General features: G+C 65.1%; 19 protein-coding genes. 11 read left to right on the top strand and 8 right to left on the bottom strand.

What is annotated here, in order from left to right:
* Nucleotides 1–11 precede the first annotated feature (11 nt).
* Entirely contained in the window at nt 12–653 is a 642-nt protein-coding gene (locus IEW81_RS12695; RefSeq protein ID WP_097061657.1) for a GntR family transcriptional regulator, read from the top strand.
* Nucleotides 646–1,974, top strand: coding sequence for an alpha-hydroxy acid oxidase (locus IEW81_RS12690; RefSeq protein ID WP_218840053.1), 1,329 nt, complete (start codon nt 646–648; stop codon nt 1,972–1,974). The genes IEW81_RS12695 and IEW81_RS12690 overlap by 8 nt, the downstream gene beginning before the upstream one ends.
* Before the next feature lie 327 nt (nt 1,975–2,301).
* On the opposite strand, the gene IEW81_RS12685 is transcribed toward IEW81_RS12690, so the two are convergent.
* Entirely contained in the window at nt 2,302–3,225 is a 924-nt protein-coding gene (locus IEW81_RS12685; protein ID WP_097061656.1) for a M56 family metallopeptidase, read from the bottom strand.
* Between the two features lie 5 nt (nt 3,226–3,230).
* The gene (locus IEW81_RS12680) at nt 3,231–3,593 is read right to left on the bottom strand and encodes a BlaI/MecI/CopY family transcriptional regulator (RefSeq protein WP_097061655.1); all 363 of its coding nucleotides are present in this window, start codon (nt 3,591–3,593) and stop codon (nt 3,231–3,233) included.
* 179 nt (nt 3,594–3,772) lie between these two features.
* On the opposite strand from IEW81_RS12680, the gene IEW81_RS12675 reads away from it, so the two are divergent.
* The 3 genes from IEW81_RS12675 to cydC are packed head-to-tail and all read left to right on the top strand — an operon-like array spanning nt 3,773 to nt 9,633.
* Nucleotides 3,773–5,359: a cytochrome ubiquinol oxidase subunit I gene (locus IEW81_RS12675; RefSeq protein WP_097061654.1), complete on the top strand. Its 1,587-nt coding sequence runs from the start codon at nt 3,773–3,775 to the stop codon at nt 5,357–5,359.
* 9 nt (nt 5,360–5,368) lie between these two features.
* Entirely contained in the window at nt 5,369–6,400 is a 1,032-nt protein-coding gene (gene cydB, locus IEW81_RS12670; RefSeq protein WP_097061653.1) for a cytochrome d ubiquinol oxidase subunit II, read from the top strand.
* Entirely contained in the window at nt 6,397–9,633 is a 3,237-nt protein-coding gene (gene cydC, locus IEW81_RS12665; RefSeq protein WP_097061652.1) for a thiol reductant ABC exporter subunit CydC, read from the top strand. Before cydB ends, cydC begins: the two co-directional genes overlap by 4 nt.
* 80 nt (nt 9,634–9,713) lie before the next feature.
* On the opposite strand, the gene IEW81_RS12660 is transcribed toward cydC, so the two are convergent.
* Nucleotides 9,714–10,808 carry an acyl-CoA dehydrogenase family protein gene (locus IEW81_RS12660; protein WP_097061651.1) on the bottom strand — a complete coding sequence of 365 codons (1,095 nt, stop codon included), beginning with the start codon at nt 10,806–10,808 and terminating at the stop codon, nt 9,714–9,716.
* On the bottom strand, nt 10,808–11,848 hold the full coding sequence (locus IEW81_RS12655; protein WP_097061650.1) for a Gfo/Idh/MocA family protein: 1,041 nt from the start codon (nt 11,846–11,848) through the stop codon (nt 10,808–10,810). The genes IEW81_RS12660 and IEW81_RS12655 overlap by 1 nt, the downstream gene beginning before the upstream one ends.
* Nucleotides 11,849–11,984: 136 nt before the next feature.
* On the opposite strand from IEW81_RS12655, the gene IEW81_RS12650 reads away from it, so the two are divergent.
* Together IEW81_RS12650 and IEW81_RS12645 are read left to right on the top strand one after the other, a co-directional pair.
* Nucleotides 11,985–12,755 (top strand): HAD family hydrolase, encoded by a 771-nt coding sequence (locus IEW81_RS12650; RefSeq protein WP_268236667.1) that lies wholly within the window; start codon nt 11,985–11,987, stop codon nt 12,753–12,755.
* On the top strand, nt 12,752–15,304 hold the full coding sequence (locus IEW81_RS12645; protein ID WP_097061649.1) for a glycoside hydrolase family 65 protein: 2,553 nt from the start codon (nt 12,752–12,754) through the stop codon (nt 15,302–15,304). The genes IEW81_RS12650 and IEW81_RS12645 overlap by 4 nt, the downstream gene beginning before the upstream one ends.
* A gap of 10 nt (nt 15,305–15,314) precedes the next feature.
* On the opposite strand, the gene ddaH is transcribed toward IEW81_RS12645, so the two are convergent.
* The gene (gene ddaH / locus IEW81_RS12640) at nt 15,315–16,163 is read right to left on the bottom strand and encodes a dimethylargininase (protein WP_097061648.1); all 849 of its coding nucleotides are present in this window, start codon (nt 16,161–16,163) and stop codon (nt 15,315–15,317) included.
* A gap of 103 nt (nt 16,164–16,266) precedes the next feature.
* Here ddaH and IEW81_RS12635 point away from each other — a divergent pair, with 103 nt between their 5' ends.
* The 3 genes from IEW81_RS12635 to IEW81_RS12625 all read left to right on the top strand — a co-directional run bounded on the left by IEW81_RS12635 (nt 16,267) and on the right by IEW81_RS12625 (nt 18,682).
* Nucleotides 16,267–16,704 carry an Lrp/AsnC family transcriptional regulator gene (locus tag IEW81_RS12635; protein WP_097061647.1) on the top strand — a complete coding sequence of 146 codons (438 nt, stop codon included), beginning with the start codon at nt 16,267–16,269 and terminating at the stop codon, nt 16,702–16,704.
* Between the two features lie 79 nt (nt 16,705–16,783).
* On the top strand, nt 16,784–17,266 hold the full coding sequence (locus IEW81_RS12630; RefSeq protein ID WP_097061646.1) for a hypothetical protein: 483 nt from the start codon (nt 16,784–16,786) through the stop codon (nt 17,264–17,266).
* Between the two features lie 345 nt (nt 17,267–17,611).
* Nucleotides 17,612–18,682 (top strand): TerC family protein, encoded by a 1,071-nt coding sequence (locus IEW81_RS12625; protein ID WP_097061645.1) that lies wholly within the window; start codon nt 17,612–17,614, stop codon nt 18,680–18,682.
* 568 nt (nt 18,683–19,250) lie between these two features.
* On the opposite strand, the gene IEW81_RS12620 is transcribed toward IEW81_RS12625, so the two are convergent.
* The 3 genes from IEW81_RS12620 to IEW81_RS14790 form a co-directional block, all read right to left on the bottom strand.
* Nucleotides 19,251–20,039, bottom strand: a complete 789-nt coding sequence (locus IEW81_RS12620; protein ID WP_097061780.1) for a GAF and ANTAR domain-containing protein — start codon at nt 20,037–20,039, stop codon at nt 19,251–19,253.
* A 459-nt stretch (nt 20,040–20,498) separates the two neighbouring features.
* Nucleotides 20,499–20,900 carry a GNAT family N-acetyltransferase gene (locus tag IEW81_RS12615; protein ID WP_179691906.1) on the bottom strand — a complete coding sequence of 134 codons (402 nt, stop codon included), beginning with the start codon at nt 20,898–20,900 and terminating at the stop codon, nt 20,499–20,501.
* A gap of 194 nt (nt 20,901–21,094) precedes the next feature.
* Nucleotides 21,095–21,208, bottom strand: a complete 114-nt coding sequence (locus IEW81_RS14790; protein WP_143544727.1) for a CatA-like O-acetyltransferase — start codon at nt 21,206–21,208, stop codon at nt 21,095–21,097.
* A 426-nt stretch (nt 21,209–21,634) separates the two neighbouring features.
* On the opposite strand from IEW81_RS14790, the gene IEW81_RS12605 reads away from it, so the two are divergent.
* Nucleotides 21,635–22,189 (top strand): hypothetical protein, encoded by a 555-nt coding sequence (locus tag IEW81_RS12605; RefSeq protein ID WP_143544726.1) that lies wholly within the window; start codon nt 21,635–21,637, stop codon nt 22,187–22,189.
* Nucleotides 22,190–22,329 lie beyond the last annotated feature (140 nt).

Genomic DNA, 22,329 nt, shown 5'->3' with positions numbered 1-22,329 from the left:
GCGGGAGCGCGATGTCGATCGACACCACCACGGTGCTTCCGGACGCGATCTACGATCAGCTTCGCGCCAGCATCCTCTGCCAGCTTGATGCGCCGGGCTCCGCCATCACGGAATCGGTGGTCGCCCTGCGCTTCGGTGTCGCCCGCCCTACCGCCCGTCTCGCCATCGAGAGACTCGTTGTCGACGGACTGCTGCGACGTGAGCCGCACCATGCCGCGCGCGTGCCGGTGCTGGGCCACGACGACATCGCCGACCTGTATTACAACCGGGCCATCATCGAAGCTGAGGCCGTGACCGCGCTGGCCGCCCTGTCGACCGTGCCCCTCTCGGCTGTCACCGCCAACGACGCCATCACCACCGCGACCGACTTCGCCCGGCACGACATCGACTTCCACCGCGCTCTCGTCGATGCCCAGCCAAGTCCACGACTCACCCGCATGCACTCACTGCTCATGGGCGAGATCGAGCTCTGCATCGGGCAGGTGCAGGTTGCCCAATTGCTCAGTGCACAGGACATCGCAGGGCAGCACCAGGGCATCCTCGATGCCATCCTCACCGGAGACTCCACCCTCGCGGCGCGACTGACCAGAGCTCATATTGCCGGGGCTCGAGACCGCCTCCTTCACAACCTGGACAGGACACAGCATGGTTAAGCGCCAGTTTCCCAACCCCGTCGAGCTCGCAAAGCTCATGAAGTTCAAGGCGCCCGAACTCAACGGGAAGAAGCGCCGCCTCGAGGGTGCTCTCACCATCTACGACCTCAAGGCGATAGCGAAGCGCCGCACCCCGAAGGCTGCCTTCGATTACACGGATGGCGCGGCTGAGGGCGAGCTGTCCCTGGCCCGTGCCCGCCAGGCGTTCGAAGACATCGAGTTTCATCCGTCGATCCTGCGGGACGCGTCCACCGTCGACACGACCACCACGGTTCTCGGTGGAACGTCGGCGCTGCCCTTCGGAATTGCGCCGACCGGATTCACCCGGCTCATGCACACCGAGGGCGAGATAGCGGGTGCGGGCGCGGCGGCGGCGGCGGGCATCCCGTTCACGCTGTCGACCCTGGGGACGACATCCATCGAGGATGTGAAGGCAGCCAACCCTCACGGTCGGAACTGGTTCCAGCTCTATGTGATGCGCCAGCGCGAGATCTCGTACGGGCTCATCGAGCGTGCAGCTGCGGCTGGATTCGACACCCTCATGTTCACCGTCGACACCCCGGTGGCTGGCGCGCGCCTGCGCGATAAGCGCAACGGGTTCTCCATTCCACCCCAACTGACGGCCGGCACGATCATCAACGCTATTCCCCGGCCGTGGTGGTGGTTCGACTTCCTCACCACCCCGCCGCTGGAGTTCGCTTCCCTCGCCTCGACGGGAGGCACGGTCGGTGAACTGCTCGACTCCGCCATGGACCCGTCGATCAACTACGACGACCTGCAGATCATCCGCAATATGTGGCCCGGCCGGATCGTCGTCAAGGGTGTGCAGAATCTGGAGGACTCAAAACGACTCGCGGCCCTCGGCGTCGACGGCATCCTGCTCTCCAATCACGGCGGTCGCCAGCTCGATCGCGCACCCATCCCGTTCCACCTGCTGCCCGAGGTGGTGCGCGAGGTCGGAAACGATGTCGAGGTGATGGTCGATACCGGCATCATGAACGGCGCGGACATCGTGGCATCCATGGCCCTGGGCGCGAAGTTCACACTCATTGGTCGCGCCTACCTTTACGGGCTCATGGCCGGGGGCCGCGAGGGCGTGGACCGCACAATCCAGATCCTGTCCGACCAGCTGCTGCGCACCATGAAGCTGCTCGAGGTCACAAGCATCGGCGAGCTGGAGCCGAAGCACGTCACCCAGTTGCAGCGACTCGCCCCGCGTGCGGTGTCGCCCGCCGCAGCTGCCGCTGTGCCCGCGAAGGTCTCGCGCACGTCCCCGGCCCCGCGCAGGCCTGCGGTCCGTAAGACGCGCTCCCAGGCCTGACGCCTCAGCCGCGCTGGTCGTGGTGGGCAACGCGGCTGATGTTATCGGCACGGCGTGTCGCGCGGTAAGCAGCCGGGCTGGCGGCTTGCAATCCCCGGATGTACGGCATTCCGCCATACGTCGCCCATCGTGACCCCCCTCCCGGCCCTTCCGAAATGACGGAGAACTTGGCTGTGACAGGCTGTGCGCCCCCGCAATCCCGTGCCGGGGCATCCTGACTTCCGTCATTTCGGAAGGGTGGGCAACGGCGGACGGGCGAAGCAGCTGCGGGCAACGGGGGCAACGGCGGGCGGCGGGCGGAGGGCAACGGCGGCGGGCGCCGGGCGGCTAGAGCAGCGCAGCCGCTCCCGGTGCGAACAGCAGCACAGTGGGCACGGTAAGGAGGGCGACCGCCGCGACGACGACGGCGGCTTCCGCGGCATCTGAGAGCGGGCGCGTGTCGAGCCGCGCTAGCCGGTTGCGCAACTGGTCGATGGATGCCGCATCTCCCCAGTCCGGAAGCGACGCCGTCACTGGCTCGCTCCCTCGCTCCGCACCGACAAGCACGATCGCTCGTGCCAGCACGGAGTCTGGCACGACTCGGCGGGCACGGTCATCCGCCAGCATCTCGATCAGCAGGCCGACCTCACGCTGGGCCCGGAAGGCGATCGGAAACCACGGGAGCGAGGCGTACCAGGCGCGGAAGGCAATGAGCACGACGTCGTGCCGCTGGGTGACGTGCGCCTTCTCGTGTTCGATAACTGCGGTCATCTCGTCGTCATCGAGCAACTCCACGAGTCCGGCGGAGACCACCGTGACCGATGTCACGGCTCCGGGAAGGCAATACGCGACCGGTGCAGGACTATCGAGCATGCGCGAGCCGGAGGGCAGCGGCGAACTGAGCAGGAAGAGAAGCTGGGCATGCCGCCGCCGTTGACGCTCAGACCTGACGATGGTGAGCGTGAAGTTGAGCAGCAGGTGGAAAGCGAAGAGGGCCGCCCCGGCGAGCGCGAGGGCGTGGGGCAATGACACTTCGAGCACCCCTCGGGTCGCCAAACCGATTGCGCCCGACACGAGATTGTCACCGAACGGGGCCAGCCCGAAGGTGAGTAGCGCGCCGATCATCGACAGCCCGCCAGCGATCGCTATCGACTGCCAGAGCAGTAGCGCGGCGGCGGGAGCACGGGCGGGCCACGTCGCGCGCGCGAGCAGCAGGGGGATCGGCCACGCGAGGGCTATGGCAAGTGCGGCGAGCGCCAGAGGCGCGATCATCGCGGTCAGCGACCGTTGAGTATCCGGCGGAGGGTCTCCGCCTCCTCGGCGCTGACCTGGCCGACGAACCGCTCGAGTACTGCCGTACGGTTCGATGCCCCCCCCAACACCTCATGCATGAGATCTGCCATGTGCGCTTCGCGACCAGCGGCTGCGCGATAGCGGTGCGGCCGCGAATCGCGCTCGCGCACGACGAAATTCTTCTTCTCGAGTCGTGACAACACGGTGAGGATAGTGGTGGCTGCGAGTTCCCTGCCGGTGGTGGCGGGCTCCGCGAGTCTCGCCTGGAGGTCGTAAGCGGAGAGGGTCTCCCCTTTCGCCCAGAGCAGATCCATGACACTTCGTTCGAGTTCACCTAGGGATTGCATGTGTGAATTCTACCCCGAGTAGAAATGTTTTCTACAAGGGTGTAGAAATAGTTCTACGGACTGTAGAAATCGCCTTGGGATACCGGGCGGGAGCAAGGCCCTGCCGGTGTAGACGGCCCACCCGAGGCATGGGGACGCGGCCGGCTAGAACGCCGACCAACAGCAGGAAGGCACCACGGATGGACCCGCTTGAAATCGCACGCTGGCAGTTCGGCATCACCACCGTGTATCACTTCGTCATGGTGCCCCTGACGCTGGGCCTCGGCCCACTGGTGGCGATCATGCAGACCATGTGGGTGCGCTCCGGTAACGAGAAGTACCTCCGCATGACGAAGTTCTGGGGAAAGCTCTACCTGATCAACTTCATCATCGGTGTCGCAACGGGCCTCGTGCAGGAATTCCAGTTCGGAATGGCCTGGAGCGAATACTCCAGGTTCGTCGGCGATGTGTTCGGCGCACCCCTCGCGATGGAGGGCCTGCTCGCGTTCTTCTTCGAATCCACCTTCCTCGGCCTGTGGATCTTCGGATGGGATCGACTTCCCAAGAAAATCCACCTCGCCACGCTGTGGATCGCCGTGGCCGGTTCCATCGCCTCCGCCTTCTTCATCATCGTCGCGAACTCGTGGATGCAGCACCCGGTCGGCGTCGAACTCGTCGACGGTCGACCCGTGCTCAACGACATCTGGGCCGTGCTGACCAATAACACCGCACTCACCGCCTACAGCCACACCATCATGGGTGCGCTCGCGGTCGGTGCCGGCTTCCTGGTAGGCATCTCCTGGTACCAGCTCTGGCAGCGCCGTCGTGACGGAATCGACACCGTGGATGCCCGCGGCCGGGTCGTCGTCGGCGAACGACAGGACATCCGGGGCCGCGACCGCGCCGACCACTCGGTCTGGATCAAGAGCCTGCGCATCGGAGGCGTGGTAGCGATCATCGGATTCGGTGGAGTAGCACTGACCGGCGACCTGCAGGCCAAGCTCATGTTCGAGCAGCAGCCACTGAAGATGGCCGCCGCCGAGGCCGCCTGCCAGGACGGCACGAGCTTCTCCGTGCTGTCCATCGGCAACCTCGGCTCGCAGAACTGTGACGAGGTGGTGGGGATCATCGAGATTCCGGGCATCCTGTCATTCCTCGCCCACGGTGATTTCACGACCGAGATCAAAGGCGTCAACACCCTGATTCCCGAATACCAGGCGAAGTACGGAACCAACCTTCCAGATAACCCGCTTTACGGTGAGCGCGCAGGCCAGGCCATCAACTACCTCCCGCTCATGGAGGTCACATACTGGGGCTTCAGGCTGATGATCGGGTTCGGGATCCTGGCGGCAGGATTCGCCGTGCTGACCCTCTGGCTCACCCGCAAGGGCACAGTGCCCAAGTCGAAGATCATGATGGTGACAGCGCTACTCAGCATCGCGGCCCCCTTCGCTGCCAACATCTCCGGCTGGGTCTTCACCGAGATGGGCAGGCAGCCGTTCGTGGTCGCCCCCAACCCGACGCCAGGTGGTGTCGACGGGGTGTTCATGTTCACCGCCGCCGCCGTCTCGCCGGGCGTCACCGGTGAAGAGATCGTCTTCTCCCTGATCGCCTTCGCCCTGGTCTACGCCGTGATCCTCGTGTTCGAGCTGAAGCTGCTGGTGAAGTACGTGCGCGGCGGAGTCGCGTCAGCGATGCCCGAGCTCGCGCATCCTGCCGATGACAGCGACCACCCCGACGATTCCGACGACCCGGGCAAGCGCGACGTTCTCGCGTTCGCCTACTAGGAGGCTGACATGGAACTTCTTCCCACCATCTGGTTCGTCGCGATTGCGGCACTCTGGATCGGCTATCTGCTGCTCGAGGGCTTCGATCTCGGCGTCGGGATGCACATGCTCGTGTCTGCGCGCACCGAGAACCAGCGCCGACTCATGCTGAACAGCATCGGTCCGGTCTGGGATGGTAACGAGGTCTGGCTCATCACCGTGGGAGCCGCCACCTTTGCGGCATTCCCGCTCTGGTATGCATCGCTTTTCTCGACGCTCTACATCCCGCTGACCCTCACGCTGCTTGGCTTGATCTTCCGAGCGGTCGCCATCGAATACCGCGGCAAGGGCGCCACCGACCGCTGGCGCGCCTGGTGGGACCGCGCGCTCGGCATCGGCTCGTTCGTCGCAGCCTTCGGTGTCGGCGCCATGCTGACCCTCACCACGACCGGCCTTCCCATCAACGCCAATGGCGACAGGGTCGGCGGACCGTTCGCGTGGTTGAACGGATACGCCGTGCTCGGTGGGCTCGCAGTGGTCGGGTTCTGCCTCGTGCACGGAGCCGTGTTCCTCTCACTGAAGACGCTCGGGCCTGTGCGGGAGCGCTCGCGCGCCTTCGTGGTGCGCTGGGCCCCGGTGGCGCTGCTGCCGATCGTGGGCTGGGTGCTCGCCGTGCAATTCACCACCGGTACCGTCATTACGTGGGGTCTCGTCGTGCTGGCCGTCGTCGCCGTCGTCTACGGCTGGACCGCCGCCCGCGCCGGCCGGGAAGGCAGGGCCTTCGCGGGAATTGCGGCATTCCTCGTGCTGGGCGCCGCATCCATCTTCGCTGCGGCCTTCCCCGTGCTGATCCCATCGACGATCGACAGCGCATTCGACCTGACCGTCGCCAACGCCTCCAGCGGCGCGTACACGCTCGGCGTGATGAGCGTCGTGACCGCGGTCGGCCTGCCACTGGTGTTCGTCTATCAGGGCTACACCTACTGGGTGTTCCGCCGTCGGCTGTCTGAAACCCACCTGCCGGAAGCTCACATCGTCGAGCCCGCGATAGCTTCACGATGACCATCGATCGGCGCCGCACCTTCGTCTTCGGCGTGCTTGCCGCGCTCAAGGCGACGGCGCTGGTCGGCATGGCCGAAGCGCTGTCTCGCGGCATCGTCTCGGTCATCGACGGCGACGACCGGTGGCAGGATGCCGTCACCCTCGGTCTCGTGGCGGCACTGGTGCGCGCACTCGTGACCTGGGCCGCGCAGTCCTATGCCACCCGGGCGGCCATCGGAGCCAAGGAGGCGCTGCGCCGAGAGCTCGCTGGCAGGATGCTCGCGGGCACCGACGTCGGAACGGGATCGGCGACCGCCGTCGCCACAGTGGGGCTCGACCAGCTCGACAACTACTACCGCACGGCCCTGCCCGCGGTAGTCACGGCGGCGACCATTCCGCTGCTCATCGGTGCGCGCATCCTGTTTGCCGACTGGGTCAGCGCACTGGTCGTCATCATCACTGTGCCGCTCGTGCCGCTCTTCATGGCGTTGGTCGGCATGCACACCCGGGATCGGGCTGATGCCGCATCCGCCACTCTGCAGCGACTCTCGGATCACCTCGTCGAGCTCGCTCGCGGGCTCCCGGTGCTCGTGGGTCTCGGTCGTGTCGATGAGCAGTCGGAGGCGTTGCGCAGGGTTTCGGACGAACATCGCGCCACCACGATGCTGACGCTGCGCACCGCGTTCCTGTCGTCTCTCGTGCTCGAGATCATCTCCACGATCTCGGTCGCCGTGGTGGCCGTCTTCGTGGGACTGCGGCTCGTCAACGGGGACATGCCGCTCGCGGTCGGGCTCGTCGCGCTCATCCTCGCCCCCGAATGCTACGCACCATTCCGCGAGCTCGGCTCCGCCTTCCACGCCTCACAGGACGGCCTGTCTGCACGGCGCCGCGCCCGCGCGATCATCGACGAGCCGGTGCCCACCGACGTGCGGTTGGCCGGGACCACGCTGCGCATGGTCGGCATCTCAGTGCTCTATCCCGACCGAGTCGATGCCGCCGTCCACGGTCTCGACATCATCTTCGACCGCGGCTCGGTGACCTCGATCGAGGGTCCCAGTGGGGCGGGCAAGTCGACGGTGCTCGGTGTGCTGGCGGGTATCGTTCCCGCCAGCGATGGCATCGTCACGGGATTCGATCCCGAATCTGTCGCGTGGGCCCCACAGCATCCGCACACCATTGCCGCGACGGTTCGCGATGAGATCGCGCTGTATTCGGATGATCCATCCGCCGTCTCCCGCATCATCGAACAGCTCGGGCTGTCGGCTGTGGCGGAGGATGACCCTGATCGACTGAGCCCTGGCGAACTGCGCAGGGTCGGTGTGGCGCGGGCACTCGCGCGGGTCGCTGGTGGCGCTGCCGTGCTGCTGTTGGATGAGCCGACCGCTCACCTCGACCCCGCACACGCGATGCAGGTCGAGCGCGCGATCGCCGAGATCCGTGGCACCGTGACCATCATTTTCGCGTCACACGAGGAGGGCATGAGGCGCCTCGCCGACCGCCGCGTGTTGCTCGGCGAGCAGGGCGGATTCCGCGCGGTCGTCGAGGCCGAGCTGCCCACCGTGGAGGTGCCAGCGATGCACGAAACCACGTATGCCTCCAGCGGCATACTTGCCGAGCTCCTCGCATTCCTGCGACCTACTGCCGGCCGGATGCTTGCCGCTGTAGCCCTCGGAACGGGAGCATCCATCTTCGCCGTCAGCCTGACGGCACTCTCCGGTTGGCTGATCGTGCGGGCCAGCGAACAGCCGCCCATCATGTACCTCACTGTGGCGATCGTCGGAGTGCGTTTCTTCGGCCTCGGCCGCGCGGCCCTGCGGTATTGCGAACGATTGGTCACGCACGACGCCGTGCTCGGCTCCGTGACAGGTCTCAGAGGGCGACTCTGGAGCGGACTCGCCGCTGCAGGGGTCGGCTCACGCTCGGTCGCGACCGGCGCCAACGCACTCGACCACCTGGTCGCAGCGGCCGATCGCGTGCGCGATCTCGTACCCAGGGTGATCATGCCGGCCAGCGTCGCCGTCACCACCGCCGCCGCCGCCATCATCGCCACGGCCTCCCTCCATCAGCCCGCCGTGCCCGTCGTGCTCGGGGCGATCTTCCTCAGCCTCATCGTCGCCCCGCTGCTCGCGGCGACGGCAGACCGCTCAGCCGCTCGCGGTCTCGCCGACACCCAGACCGCCGTCGTGCGCCAGTTCAGCTCGATGGTCGGCGCGGCGAGCGACCTGCGGGCGAACGGCATCGGTGACAGGATGCTCGCGAGGCTTTCGGCACTCGACACCGCTGCTGGCGGGCACGCTCGCCGGGGTGCGGCAGCGCTGGGGCTCGGTAACGGCGTCGTCGTACTGGCCTGCGGTGCGGCATCCATCGCGATGCTGGCAGCCACCGCACCCGCCGCGGCCGCCGGAACCCTCGAGCCGGGCATCGTCGCCGTTCTCGTGCTGCTGCCGATCGCTCTCATCGAACCACTCACCGGCATGGTCGAGGCCGTGCAGCAGTGGCCGGCCCTGGCCGGCGCACTCGCGAAGGTGCGTCTGATCACGAAGGCTCGCAACGAGACGGCAGGCACGGTCTCCATCAGCCAGATCGACACACTGCAGCTCGACGCGCTGGCCGTGGGCTGGGGCGACTCCGCGAACTTCGGACCGATCACGGCGACAGCGACCCGCGGCGACTGGATCGTCGCAGAGGGCCCGTCGGGCTCCGGCAAGTCGACCCTGCTCGCCACGCTCATGGGGTTCCTCGCGCCGGCATCCGGCACCTTATCCATCAACGGAGTGGATGCCGCCACCATCGACCCGGCATCACTACGGTCGCGCATCTCGTGGTGCCCGCAGGAAGCGCACCTGTTCGATTCGACCATCCGCGGAAATCTCATGCTCGCCCGCGAGCACACGGATCGTCCCACCGACGCCCAGATGTTCGAGGCCCTGCAGACCGCCGGGCTCGGCGCTCTCGTCGATTCGCTCCCCCTCGGGCTCGACACGCGCACGGGTTCGCTGGGCGACAGGCTCTCCGGCGGCGAGCGCCAGAGGCTCGCTGTGGCGAGGATGCTGCTCACCCGCTCTGACCTGGTGTTGCTGGATGAACCCACCGCCCACCTCGATGCAGCCAACGCCGAGCGGCTCATGCTGAACCTTCGGGCCGCCCTCGCCGACCGCATCGTCGTGCTCGTCAGCCACCATCCAGACGAGAAGCTGCCCGGCGACATCCCCGCGAAGCTCGGGCGGCCAGCGCTCGAGCGAGCCCTGGCGTAGCGCTGCACCCACTATCAAGCAAGGCCAGCGCATCACTCGGTCGCAGGCTTCGCCCTACCTATCGAAACGCTGGGGCGTCTCTACTCCAGCGCGCCAAGCAGGTTCGCCGCGACCGTCGAGTGCACCGCCTCCGAGTTGCTCGGGTGGTAGAGGCCCGCGAGCACATCGCGCTGCAGCCGCGCCAGCTCGCCCGTGGCGCGGAATCCGCCGCCGCCTGCCGAGCGCATCGCCTGGTCGAGTACGTACCGTGCCGTCTCGGTCGACCTGTACCGCGCGCCCGTGAGCTTCCTGAACCAGGATGCACCGTGGTCGACGAGCCCGTCGACGTCCGCTGCGAGGCCTTCCAGCTGCGGGGCGAGTGAGTCGAGGGCGATGGCAGCATCCGCGATCCGCCAACGGAAGTCCGGATTCTGGGCGTATGACGAGCCGGTGTGCATAGCTGTGCGGCGCTTCACCGCTTCGACGGCGAGCTCGAGCCCGCGGTCGGCGACGCCGGCGTAGACCGAGCCGATGAGAAGCAGGAAGTTCGCAAAGATGCCGAACACGAAGGGGTCGGCGTTCGGCCCGATGGGCAGGGTCCTCACGATGCGCGACGTCGGTACAAACACGGCATCCAGCACCGTCGTGTGGCTCTGGGTCGCGCGCATGCCGAGCATGTCCCAGTCACCGAGAGACCGCCATCCCGGGGTGTCGCGGGTGATGAACCCGTGCACGAGGGTGTCGCCGTGGCGGCCGAACACGCCGAGCCTCGTCCACGCCGGCGTGAGCGAGGTGAAGACCTTCGTGCCGGTGAACGTGTATCCGCCGTCGATGGGCTCGGCGATGGTGTTCGAATCCCAGAGCACGGAGTCGTTGCCCGGCTCGCTTATCCCGAACGCGAACAGCTCTCCCGCCGCTGCCTCGTCGAGCAGCCAGTCGAGGCTGCGATCGCCCCGTTCGGCGAGCGCCCGGGCCACGCCCACCCAGACCAGGTGCATGTTGATGCCGAGGGCGGTCGCCGGGGCGTACGCAGCGAGCAGGCGCTGGTCGCGCGCGGTGTCGAGAAGCGAGCGCGGGGCGAGGTATCCGGCCGCCCGCAGCTCGTCGAGGTCTTCGGTGAAGAACGAATTGTCACGGTCGTAGCCGGCCGCCCTCGAACGAATGCGCTCGAGCAGATCCTGGGTGAGAACTGTCATCAGCGGGGCGGATACCCGAGCTGTGTTCGCGCGTCGTCGATCGTCTCGAGCATGGCGATGGTGGTGGAAAGCGGATGCTCCGGCGCTTCGATGCGCCCATCCGAGATGTGCTTCGCGACCGCGGCGGCCTGCCACACCAGCCCGCCACTGAACTGCGAAAACTCGTGGTTGTCACGCCAGTCGAGGCGCGCACCGTCTGCTCCGTGGAGGGTGAATCCTCCCGCCGCTATGAAGTTCGGCTCGACCTCGATGCGTGCGGCAGTTCCGGCGATCTCCGCACCGGAACGGGTCTGGGCCAGCATGGTGGCGACGGCGATGCCCCGCGCCCCGTTTGCGTATTCGAGCGTGAGGGCCGCCTGGTCGTCGACGCCCGTCGATCCGAGGGATCCCGAGGCGCGAACGGCATCCGGAACACCCATGACGAAGTGGTTGAACCACACCGGGTAGACGCCGAGGTCGAGCAACGCACCACCACCAAGCTCCATGTTGTAGAGGCGGTGATTCGGGTCGAACTCGAACCTGAAGCCCAGGTCGGCCGTGCTGAGGCGTAGCTCTCCGAGCACACCGTCGTCGAGCAGTTGCCTGATCACTGTCGACTTCGGCTGGAACCGCGTCCACAGTGCCTCCATGGCGAACAGGCCAGCCGCGGCAGCCGCGGCCGCGATCTCCCGCGCTTCGGCAGCGCTCAGCGCGATCGGCTTCTCGACGAGCACATGCTTGCCCGCGGCGAGCGCCAGCAGTGCGAGGTCGCGGTGCTCACTGTGCGGGGCTGCGATGTAAACGACATCGATGTCGGGGCTGCCGACAAGCGCCTCATAGGATCCGTAGGAGTTCGGGATGCCGTGTTTCGCCGCAAACGCTGCAGCGCGTTCCGGCGATCGGGAACCGACCCCGAGCACCCTCTGGTCGCTATTGGCGTGCAGGGTACTGACGAATGCATCGGCGATTCCGCCAGGCCCCAGCACGCCCCAGTTGAGGGTGGGGCCGCCCCTCACAGGGATCGCTGAAGATTCGGGCAGCGCAGAAGGAAAGGAGCTCATAGTTCGAATCTAATCGCGCCGACGATTCTTCGTGTTGGACTGTGGCCGCGAATGCTGTTCAATTGCAGCTACGGTCCGACGGCGTCGCCGCTCCACCTGTCACCGCGACTCTTCACCACTCACGGAAAGCGTGCCCTTGGCCGACATCCAGCCTCATTCGCCAGCGCCTCCGCTCGACGGAATCCGCGGGGTGCTCTTCGATCTCGACGGCGTGCTCACCCCGACCACTGACGTGCACATGGCAGCGTGGGCTCGGCTGTTCACTCCCTACCTCGATGAGCGGGGAGTCGATCCATATACCGAACAGGACTACTTCGACTTCATCGACGGCAAACCCCGCTACGACGGGGTCCGTTCGATGCTGGCGGCGCGCGGTATTGAATTGCCCGAGGGTGAGCGAACAGATCCTGCCACGGCTGGCACCATCTGTGGGCTCGGCAACCGGAAGAACGACACCGTCAGCCGCATGCTGGCGGAGGATGGCGTCTCGCCATACCCCGGCTCGATTTTGTTCCTGGATGCCGTCACCGAGGCTGGCCTGAAGGTCGCGGTCGTCTCGAGCTCACGCAACGCACCGGCCGTACTGGAGGCCGCGGGAATCGCCTCCCGGTTCGAGGTCGTCGTCGATGGGATAGTCGCCGCCGATCAGAACATCGCCGGCAAGCCCGCCCCCGACACCTATCTGCGCGCGGCCGGGTTGCTCGGCCTGACGGCCGCCGAGTGCGTCGTCATCGAGGACGCACACTCCGGCGTGCAGGCGGGCCGCGCTGGAGACTTCGGTCTCGTGCTGGGCGTCGATCGCGGCGCCGGAGCCCGGCAACTGCTCGACTCCGGAGCTGACATCGTGGTCTCCGACCTCGAAGACATGCTGCCCATCACCGCCTACCCATCAGGAGCCCGCTCATGAGTGAAACAGCGAGTGAAAGTGACTGGAGCGATCCGCTCGATCGAACCCGATTCCCCGTCGACGAGTGGGCGCTCGTCGAGATCACCCCGAGTTCCGACGACATGGGCAACACCGAGACACTGTTCGCGGTCGGCAACGGCTACGTCGGCATGCGCGGCAACATGGATGAGGGCCGTGCCGGCCACGTCCACGGCACCTTCATCAACGGCCTCCATGAGACGTGGCCCATCCGGCACGCCGAGGAGGCCTTCGGCTTCGCACGTGTCGGCCAGACCATCGTCAACGTGCCCGACGCCAAGATCATCAGGCTCTACGTCGACGATGAGCCGTTCATCCTGCCCGAAGCAGACCTGCTCGACTTCCGCCGCCGCCTCGACTTCGAGGAGGGCGCGCTGACCCGTTCGCTACTGTGGCGCACGGCATCCGGTAAGCAGGTGCAGGTGGATTCCCGGCGTATGGTCTCGTTCGTCGACCGCCACCTCGGGGTCATCGTCTACGACGTAACCGTGCTCGACGCTGACGCATCGGTCGCCATTTCCAGCCAGCTCTTCAACCGGCAGGATGGCATCGACGAGTTCGACCAGCCCCCGGCGGAGTTCGAGAAGGGTCGCGCCACCAAGGCCGATTTCGACCCGAGAAAGGCCGAGGCTCTCACCGAGCGCGTGCTGCGACCGAGGCTCAAGCGGGTGATCGGCGCCCGATACACGCTCGGCTTCCGCTGCACCAACTCCGGCATGACTGTCGTGGCCGGCATCGATCACACCATCGACACCGAGAACGAGTGGGAGGAGTCGACCTCCCTCAGCGACGACCTCGCGAAGCACGTATATCGCGTGAAGGCGAAAGCCGGCCAGCGCATCAGGATCGTGAAGAACATCAGCTACCACAGCTCGCGGGGCGTGCCCACGCGCGAGCTTGCGGACCGCAGTGACCGAACCCTCGACCGTGCGGCAGCGGAAGGCCACGAGTTCGCCGCGCAACAGCAGCGCGAGTGGCTGGCTGACTTCTGGGATCGCACAGACGTCGAAATACACGGCCAGCCCGTCGTGCAGCAGGCCGTGCGCTGGAATCTGTTCCAGCTCGCACAGGCGTCGGCGCGCGCCGACGGGCAGGGTGTCGCAGCCAAGGGTGTCAGCGGCACCGGATACGGCGGGCACTACTTCTGGGACACCGAGATCTACGTGCTTCCCGTATTGACCTACACCTCGCCGATCGCTGCCAGGAATGCCCTCCGCTTCCGATATTCCATCCTCGAGGATGCGCGGATGCGCGCGGGCGAACTCAACCAGCATGGCGCCCTGTTCCCGTGGCGGACGATCAGCGGCGAGGAGTCATCTGCGTACTACGCCGCTGGCACCGCGCAGTACCACATCGATGCCGACATCGCCTTCGCGCTCACGCAGTACGTCGCGGCCACCGGCGACACCGACTTCCTGGTGAGGGGCGCGATCGACATCCTCGTCGAGACCGCACGCATGTGGGCGGATCTCGGGTTCTGGCGTTCGAACGGCACCCCGAAGTTCCACATCCACGGCGTGACCGGCCCGGATGAGTACACGACCGTCGTCAACGACAACCTGTACACGAACGTGATGGCCGGTGCGAACCTGCGGTGCGCAGCGCTTGCGGTGCAGTCACTGCGTGAACTCGATCCGGCCAGCTACGCACACATGGTGGCGCGGCTCTCCCTCGGGGAGGCGGAGGTGGAGGAGTGGACGGCCGCCGCCGCGGCCATGTTCATTCCGTTCGACCCGGTGCTGGGCATCCACCCGCAGGATGCGCAGTTCCTGGAGAAGGAAATGTGGGATCTCTCCAAGACCGGCGCCGACCAGCGACCGCTGCTGCTGCACTACCACCCGCTCGTCATCTACCGCTTCCAGGTGATCAAGCAGGCCGATGTCGTGCTCGCGCTGTTCCTGCAGGGCGACAAGTTCTCGGCTGAAGAGAAGAAGTCGGACTTCGACTACTACGACCCGATCACCACGGGAGACTCCACCCTGTCTGCCGTGGTGCAGTCGATCATCGCTGCCGAGGTCGGCTACAGCGAGCTGGCCCTGAAGTACTTCATGGACGGCCTGTTCGTCGACCTCGCCGACCTGCACAAGAACTCAGCAGACGGGGTGCACATCGCCTCCACCGGCGGCATGTGGAGTGCCCTGGTCTTCGGATTCGGTGGCCTGCGCGACCACGAAGGTCGCTTCACCATCGACCCTCGGCTGCCCGAGGGCTGGGACAGGCTCAGCTACAGGATCATGATCAACGGCACCCGGGTGCGCGTCGATGTCACGGAGCACGACGTCACTTTCACCTCCGAGGTCGTCACGACCGCGGCCGGTGCGATCGTGTCGTTCACCGTCCGTGGTCTCGAGGTCGTCGTCACCGGGGCTGCACCCGTGACGGTCTCGCTGGACCACCACGGGCCACGCACCCCGGGCGCCCCGAAGACCATCACCGTCGGAGACGCCCGGCGCGCTGACGGAAGCCTGATCACCGCATCCGTCCCCATCAGCTGGGCGCCCGAGTTCGAGACGGCGGAGTTGAACGACTAGCGCTCGTGGATCAGCGGCGCAGCTCCAGCGTGCAGCACTTCACGCCGCCCCCACCGAGCAGCAGTTCAGACAGGTCGACACCGATCGGGTTGTAGCCGCGCTCGCGCAGCTGGCGCTCGAAGTCTTTCGCGCGCGCGGCGATGACCACGTTGTATCCATCGCTGAACGAGTTGAGCCCCAGCACGGCCGCGTCCTCTTCGGTCACGATGATCGCGTTGGGAAAGCGCGCACGCAGAATGTCGAGCGATGGCTCGTCGAAAGCCGACGGCAGGTAGGCGATGTTCGAATCGTCGAGGATCGCGATCGCGGTGTCGAGGTGGTAGAAACTCGGGTTGACCAGGTGCAGGGAGACCACCTCGCGGCCCGAGATCTCGGCGAGCTCACGGTGGCTGTCGGATGCACTGCGGAAACCCGTGCCCGCGAGAATCACTCCACCCACCAGCAGGAAGTCGCCCTCGCCCTCGTTGACCTCGACCGGCACCCGCACGTCGAAGCCGTTCGCGCCGAACCAGTCCATGTATGCGGGGCCTTCGGGCTGGCGCTGGGTGTGGGTGAACCTGGCGCCATAGGCGATGTTGTCGATCACGAAGCCACCGTTTGCGGCGTAGACCATGTCGGGCAGGCCATCGATCGGATCGACGAGTTCGACGTCGAAGCCGAGATCGAGGTACGCCTGGTACAGGGTCTCCCATTGGCGCACAGCGAGCGCGGTGTCTGTGGGCAGTTCCGGATCCATCCATGGGTTGATCCGGTACACGACGGTGAAGAAGCTCGGGCGGCACATCAGCACCGTGCGCTTCGTGGCGGTGCGCGTCGGTGTAGTGGAGTCCTGGGCGGGGTGCTGGTCTGTAGCGGTCATCCATCCAGTGTTCCACGCACCTATCCGCACTTTCATGGCTTGATGCGCACAGAACTCGCGTCTTTGGGTGCCATTCCGCAGATTTTCGCCCTAGTCTGGCGCCATGGACAACCTCGATCACGGCATTATCGATCTGCTGAGGCTCAATGCACGCGCCGGATACGGGGATATCGGCGACGTGATCGGCCTTTCGGCGTCCGCAGTTAAACGCCGCGTCGATCGGCTGGTGGGCGACGGGGTGATTCGCGGCTTCACGATCCAGGTGGATCCGGCCGTAGATGGGCTCGCGACAGAGGCGTACGTCGAGCTGTTCTGCCGGGGAACCGTGGCTCCCGACGAACTGAAGCGCATTCTCCTCGACGTTCCGGAGGTAGTGGATGCCGGCACCGTGACCGGGTCGGCCGACGCGATAGTGCACATGCGCTCGAGAGATATCGCGTCGCTCGAGGTCGCGCTCGAGAAGTTGAGACTCGCCCCCAACGTCGACCACACGCGCAGTGCGATAGTGCTGTCGAGGCTCATCCACCGCCAGCACGACTGACCCTGCACCCCGGCAACTGCTTGACGCAGGATCGGGCACCAACTACGAATGGTGAGAGGCAACGAAAGGGGCCCTGCCTGTGCCAACGAATGACGTTCCGGATGACGCTCACATCCGCCCCGCTGGCGTGAGCAACGACACGGTCGCGGCCCTCGGCAAACTGAGCGAGGCCCTCGAGGTAGTCGAGAATGCCCGGGGCCTGCTGTACGCCTTCCACCGACTCACCGGCAGGGCCGACCTGGCCCTCGGTGAAGCGGTCGACATGCTGCGCGATGCGGGACACACCGAACTCGCCGACCAACTGGACCATGACATCGTCGGTCGCAACGTGATCGAGGGCCGCTGGACGTTCCAGGTGGTCGAGGACTACGACGCGAACTATTACCAACCCTTCGTCGACGCAGAGCGCGACGCGAGGGTGGCGCTGGTCGACGGGAAGCGACACCTGTTCGAAGCTGAGATGAAAGAGCAGCGGCGCACCGCCGGCGCCCGCCACCACGAATCCCGCCCGAACGACGACGCCGCCGCCGCCGCTACCGCCGCCGACGCCAGGACCGACTGAAAATCCCTGCGGGAGCTGGGGTTCACGGCCAGGGCCGTCCTTCCTGGGCGAACCGAAAACGGAGGCCACTTCGACGAAGGCCGAAGATTCCTGTCAGGACGTGACCGCAGATGGCGACATGGCCTTCCCTCCAATCAGGCCACACCGGGAGCGCGGCCACAGTCAGTGAGGCCCTGGTGAACATATCGACTTCCCTGATGAAGTCTGGTTTACTGATGAAAGGAGGGGAGTAATCCCCAAAAACTTCGTCGTCAATTCGATCCCGCCATCGGTATCCGGCGAAGTTGGCCCCACCAGGCTGGACCAGACCTCCGAGTGAATCTACCTCGGAAGGCAGTATCCACCATGAACGTTCCTCTCTGGGCCTGGCTGACCGTACTCGGTGTCATCATCCTCATGCTCGCCATCGACCTCATCGCCCACCGAACGGCGCACGTCATCGGTGTGAAGGAGGCCGCGGGATGGTCGATTTTCTGGGTCGCATCCGGCATCACCTTCGGCATAATCATCTGGCGGCTGTTCGGAGCGGAGTTCGGCCAGCAGTACTTCGCCGGCTTCGTCATCGAAAAATCGCTCGCCGTCGACAACGTGTTCGTCTGGGCGATCATCTTCACCGCGTTCGCCGTACCACCACAGTTTCAGCACCGCGTCTTGTTTCTCGGCGTGCTCGGAGCATTGGTGTTCCGCGGCATCTTCATTGCAGCAGGCGCTGCCCTGATCGAGAACTTCAGCTGGGTGCTCTACATTTTCGGTGCATTCCTCGTGCTCACCGGCATCCAGATGCTCCGCCACCGGAACCAGCAGTTCGACCCTGAGAAGTCCCGTACCTACACCTGGTTCCGCGGGCACGTGCCTATGACGGACGCCTTCTACGGGCAGCGCCTGCTCATCAGGAAGGGTGGGCTGCTGCTGGCAACGCCGTTGCTCGCGGTATTGGTGCTCGTCGAGGTTACCGACATCGTCTTCGCCGTCGACTCCATTCCCGCGATATTCGCCGTCACCTCCGAACCGTTCCTCGTCTTCACCGCCAACGCGTTCGCGATCCTCGGGCTTCGCGCGATGTACTTTTTGCTCGCTGACCTGATGCACCGATTCATTTACCTGAAGATCGGTCTCGCCGTACTCCTGGTCTGGGTTGGCGTGAAGATGCTGCTTCTCGAGGTGTTCTACATCCCGACCACGATGTCGCTGCTCGTCATCGCGACCATCCTGACCGTGTCGATCGTCGCCAGCCTCATGGCTACCCGCGGTCAAACCCGTCGATCGGTCGAGACAACAAGCGCCGGACCGTTCCGAATGGCCACCGACGACGAACTGGCCCGCGTCGAGTCCGTTTGGCGCAAACCGCGCACCAGCACCAGCACCGGCACCGGCACCGGCACCGAAAACGATGTTGATCATGACCGACGAAAGTAGGAACGGTCTTCCCCAGTTGAATTTGCTCCTTGTCGACGACATTGCTGACGCGAAGAGAACGATGAACCTACACTCCGCCGATATCTCGCGCGGAGACGGTCACGTTGTTATCGCGCTTCCGTGGCCGCGAATGGGATTCACGACCGACGCGACCATCGTTCGACGATGGGACCTCCGCCGCCAGGCGGCGTTCAACGAGCTGACCACGCTCGCCGCGTCACTATCCCGCACGACGGGACGCACTTACACCATGGCCGAACTCCCGTATCGGTGGTCACGCCATCCAGCCCTCCGCCAAGAACGCGTTGATGTCGCCCTGAACAGGTTTGGGGCCGCGATGCCCTTGGGGAAACCATGCCCCCATCCCTCTCAGGGGGCTCGATGATCGAATTCGTCCGGCAAACACTTCGATCGCGCTCTGGCCGCCCGAGGCCAGCGACTCTCTCGTCATCACGACCTTGCCTGAGGGCGCCCAGCGAATCGTCAGCGTTTGCCCCGGGCCATGCTGTGTGCGCGCCGACAGGGGCGCTGCATCACGTCAGTCAGACCGGGGCAGTCTCGGACGTGTTCAGGGAATCTGCGCAGGGAATCCTGCGCTGCGGCCCTGCGCTGGGGGACTTTGACCCATCAATCTAGGCGGGTTTTGTACGTCGATCCGGCCGGAAACGACATCACCGGCCACCTCGCGCAAGCGGAGGTTCCGGTCGCGGGCGTAGGTGCGCATGATGGCGAAGGCGTCGTTCATGGTGGTGTTCAACGTGGCGGCAAGGACGCCCTTGGCCTGCTCGATCAGAACCCTGGAACCGAGCGCGCGTTGCAGCTGCACAGTCACAAGGTTGGCGCTGCGAATGTGGCGTTCCTGCAGGATGCCGATCGTCGCAACATCGGCCAACGCCTGCGCAACGGCAATGTCCTCCGGAACGAGCGCCCCGACATGATGGCTGAACAGGTTCATCGTGCCTATGACTTGCCCGCGAAGTCGCAACGGGGTCGCATGAACGGATTTGAAGCCTTGTTTCAACGCCTCTCTTGAGAACGTCGGCCAGGACCCCCCGTCGATCTCGATATTACCCACGGTCACCGGGATGCCGGTGCGGAAACAGTCAAGGCATGGTCCCTCCCCTACGGCGAGTTGAAAGATTTCCAGCAGCTCAGCCTCTTCGCTCGTGGAGGCCACCACCCGGAGCTGACCCGTAAGGTCGGTCAGCATCAGCCCACCCGCTTGGGTATCGAGAATCTCGGTGCATCGCTCGACAAGCCAGTGCAGCAGGTCAACGACATCGAATTCAGTGACGAGGGTGTCGGCGAGTTTGACGAACGCCGAACTAAGCCTGCTCTCCCGTGTCCCGGTCGTCATGATCGCCTTCCTTTCCTGGTTTATTGTCACGGGGGCGAGATTTCGAAGGTCAGCGAGCTGGACCGCACATCGCGGCGACGGTGTGAACGGTTATTCCGTTGGCGAAAGCGTAGGCCTGCAATCGCGCATATGCGATAGTTGCGGTCGTCTTCGACTACACCAGAATTATTTCGGTGGCCTGGTGAACCTCTCGGCGAAACGCGGGCGCCGCCGCCGACTTCACGGTCACGTCCTCGATCGCGGAGACCATTGCGTGCTGAACCGTTCCTGCCGCTATTGCGGATGCGATCACCAATGCCGTGGCCAGCTGTTGGTCGTCCAACGTGACTAGTGCGGCGTCCCGTCGAGGGTTCCTCTTACGGGCCAGTAGCAGCATCTTGGGTAGATGCTCAACTGCCGTCGACACCGCGGCTACTGCATCAGGTCCGGCCGCTGCAGGCCATTCCTGCCTGGCATGATTTACGCCAGATCCTTTCGGAACCAGTGATTCGCGTATGGGTCCGAGTTGTGCGCGTCTCCCTCGACGAAGCCGAGGGACGCGTAGAGGCCGCGCGCCTCGATGAGGTCGGTGCGGGTGTCCAGCCGCAGGGTACGAATTCCCATTTCGCGGGATGTGCGTTCCAGTTCTTCCATCAGCAGACGCCCCAAACCCTTACCTCGTGCCGCCGATTCCACGAAGACCCGGGTCACCTCTCCGATGGCGTCCGGACGTACCCGCATCCCTGCGCAGCCGAGCACCGCGAGCCCCTTGCGGGCGAGCAAGAGGAGGCCCGTGGGGGCGATGAGGTCACTGTAGGGGTATCCGGCTTCAGCATCCAGAACTTCCTCACGAGTGGCGGGACGCCGATGATACCGAGCCACAATGTCTTCGTAATACCGATTCGACACGTTCCTGGCTTCGATGGAGGTGGGCGATGGGCCGAGATACGGACCGGCAGTGCAGGGAGCATGCGCTTCACCATACTTCTCTGGAGCAGAGCGGTCCGGCGAAAACCGAGACATCCCGATGCGGTCCCACCCGCACGAGGATGCCATGCAAGAAATGGTGTCTGGACCTATGCGAGCCAGCGTGCGGAGGCGTCGGAGAACTCGTGAAGCTCGTTGATGAGGCGGTCGGTATGACACTTGTCCGCGGAAGCGTGATGGATCTGCACGGCGAACGGGAGCAAACCTGTCCCGCCTGCTCGACGTCCTCACAGGGAGTGACGACAGGCAGGTGATGGTCGTGTCGAAAATGTTGTCTGGCCCGTGACCTTGAAAAAATATTCTGGTCGCCGTTCGATGTGTCGACAGCAACACCATCGTCAGGTCCTCGCGGATGGAGAGACGGTCACGCAGGTCGTGCTCGATCTCGGAATGCCCAGAGCGACCTTCTACCGCCGGGCGCGGGCCCTCGGATTACTGCCAGGTCATTCTGCCGATGGTGCTTTGGCAAGCGATGCCGCCCAATAGCCACCACAGCTCGCTGCCAGCCACAAATCGCGGAATACATACGCGGCTCGAAAGGGAACCGCCATCGACACACACGGAGGGTGAAAGCTGGTTTGGGGTCATTCGATCCGGTGCTCCGCCGTGTCTGTCGCTACGCTCGGGCCATGTCTTCCGAGTCTCAATCCCGACTGGACCACCTCCGTGACCGAATCCGACGCCGTGTCGGCCCTGATGTGACCCTCGACCGTGCCCGGAGCCGCATATCCGCTTACGTTTACGGCAACATTCTCGTACTTACCGCCGTTGCGGGGGTGAATGCGGCAGACATCCTGGATTGGACCGCGTTCTTCGTGGTCGGCGGAACAACGATCACAACCTTTCTGGCCCATATTCTCGCCAACTCAATCGGTCAACATCTCGGTCGTACCGGCAAGGAGGCGCAGCTGCATATCAGGGATGAGATTCGTGACTCATTGCCGATTGCAAGCTCAGGAAGCATTCCGGCGCTGATGATGTCGCTTGGCGCAATGGCGATCGTCCCGCCGCTCTGGGCTCAACTGATCGCGGCCTTGATCATCGTGGGGCGGCTGGCGTTTCTAGGGATCCTGGTTGAGAAATTGACAGCTCGCAAATCAACGTTCGGCATACTCTGGTCTGGTGTTGCGCTCGCCGGATTGAGCTCGATCATTGTCGGCGCGAAGATCTTCCTCACGCACTGACTCGTTGGCGTCGGTCCCAGCTGAACAAACTCGTTTAGCACCCGGTCTTGGCCGCGTGCAAGGACCCGCTAAGTCCGCTATCGGCCGTATTGACGCTCGTGGTGGTCGCCCACCATAGTTGCCAGATGAGTTCTTGTTCG

Origin of the sequence: Salinibacterium xinjiangense, assembly GCF_014645015.1 — a bacterium.
Classification (GTDB): Bacteria; Actinomycetota; Actinomycetes; order Actinomycetales; family Microbacteriaceae; genus Rhodoglobus; species Rhodoglobus xinjiangensis.
This window is presented reverse-complemented; position numbering and strand designations above follow the sequence as displayed.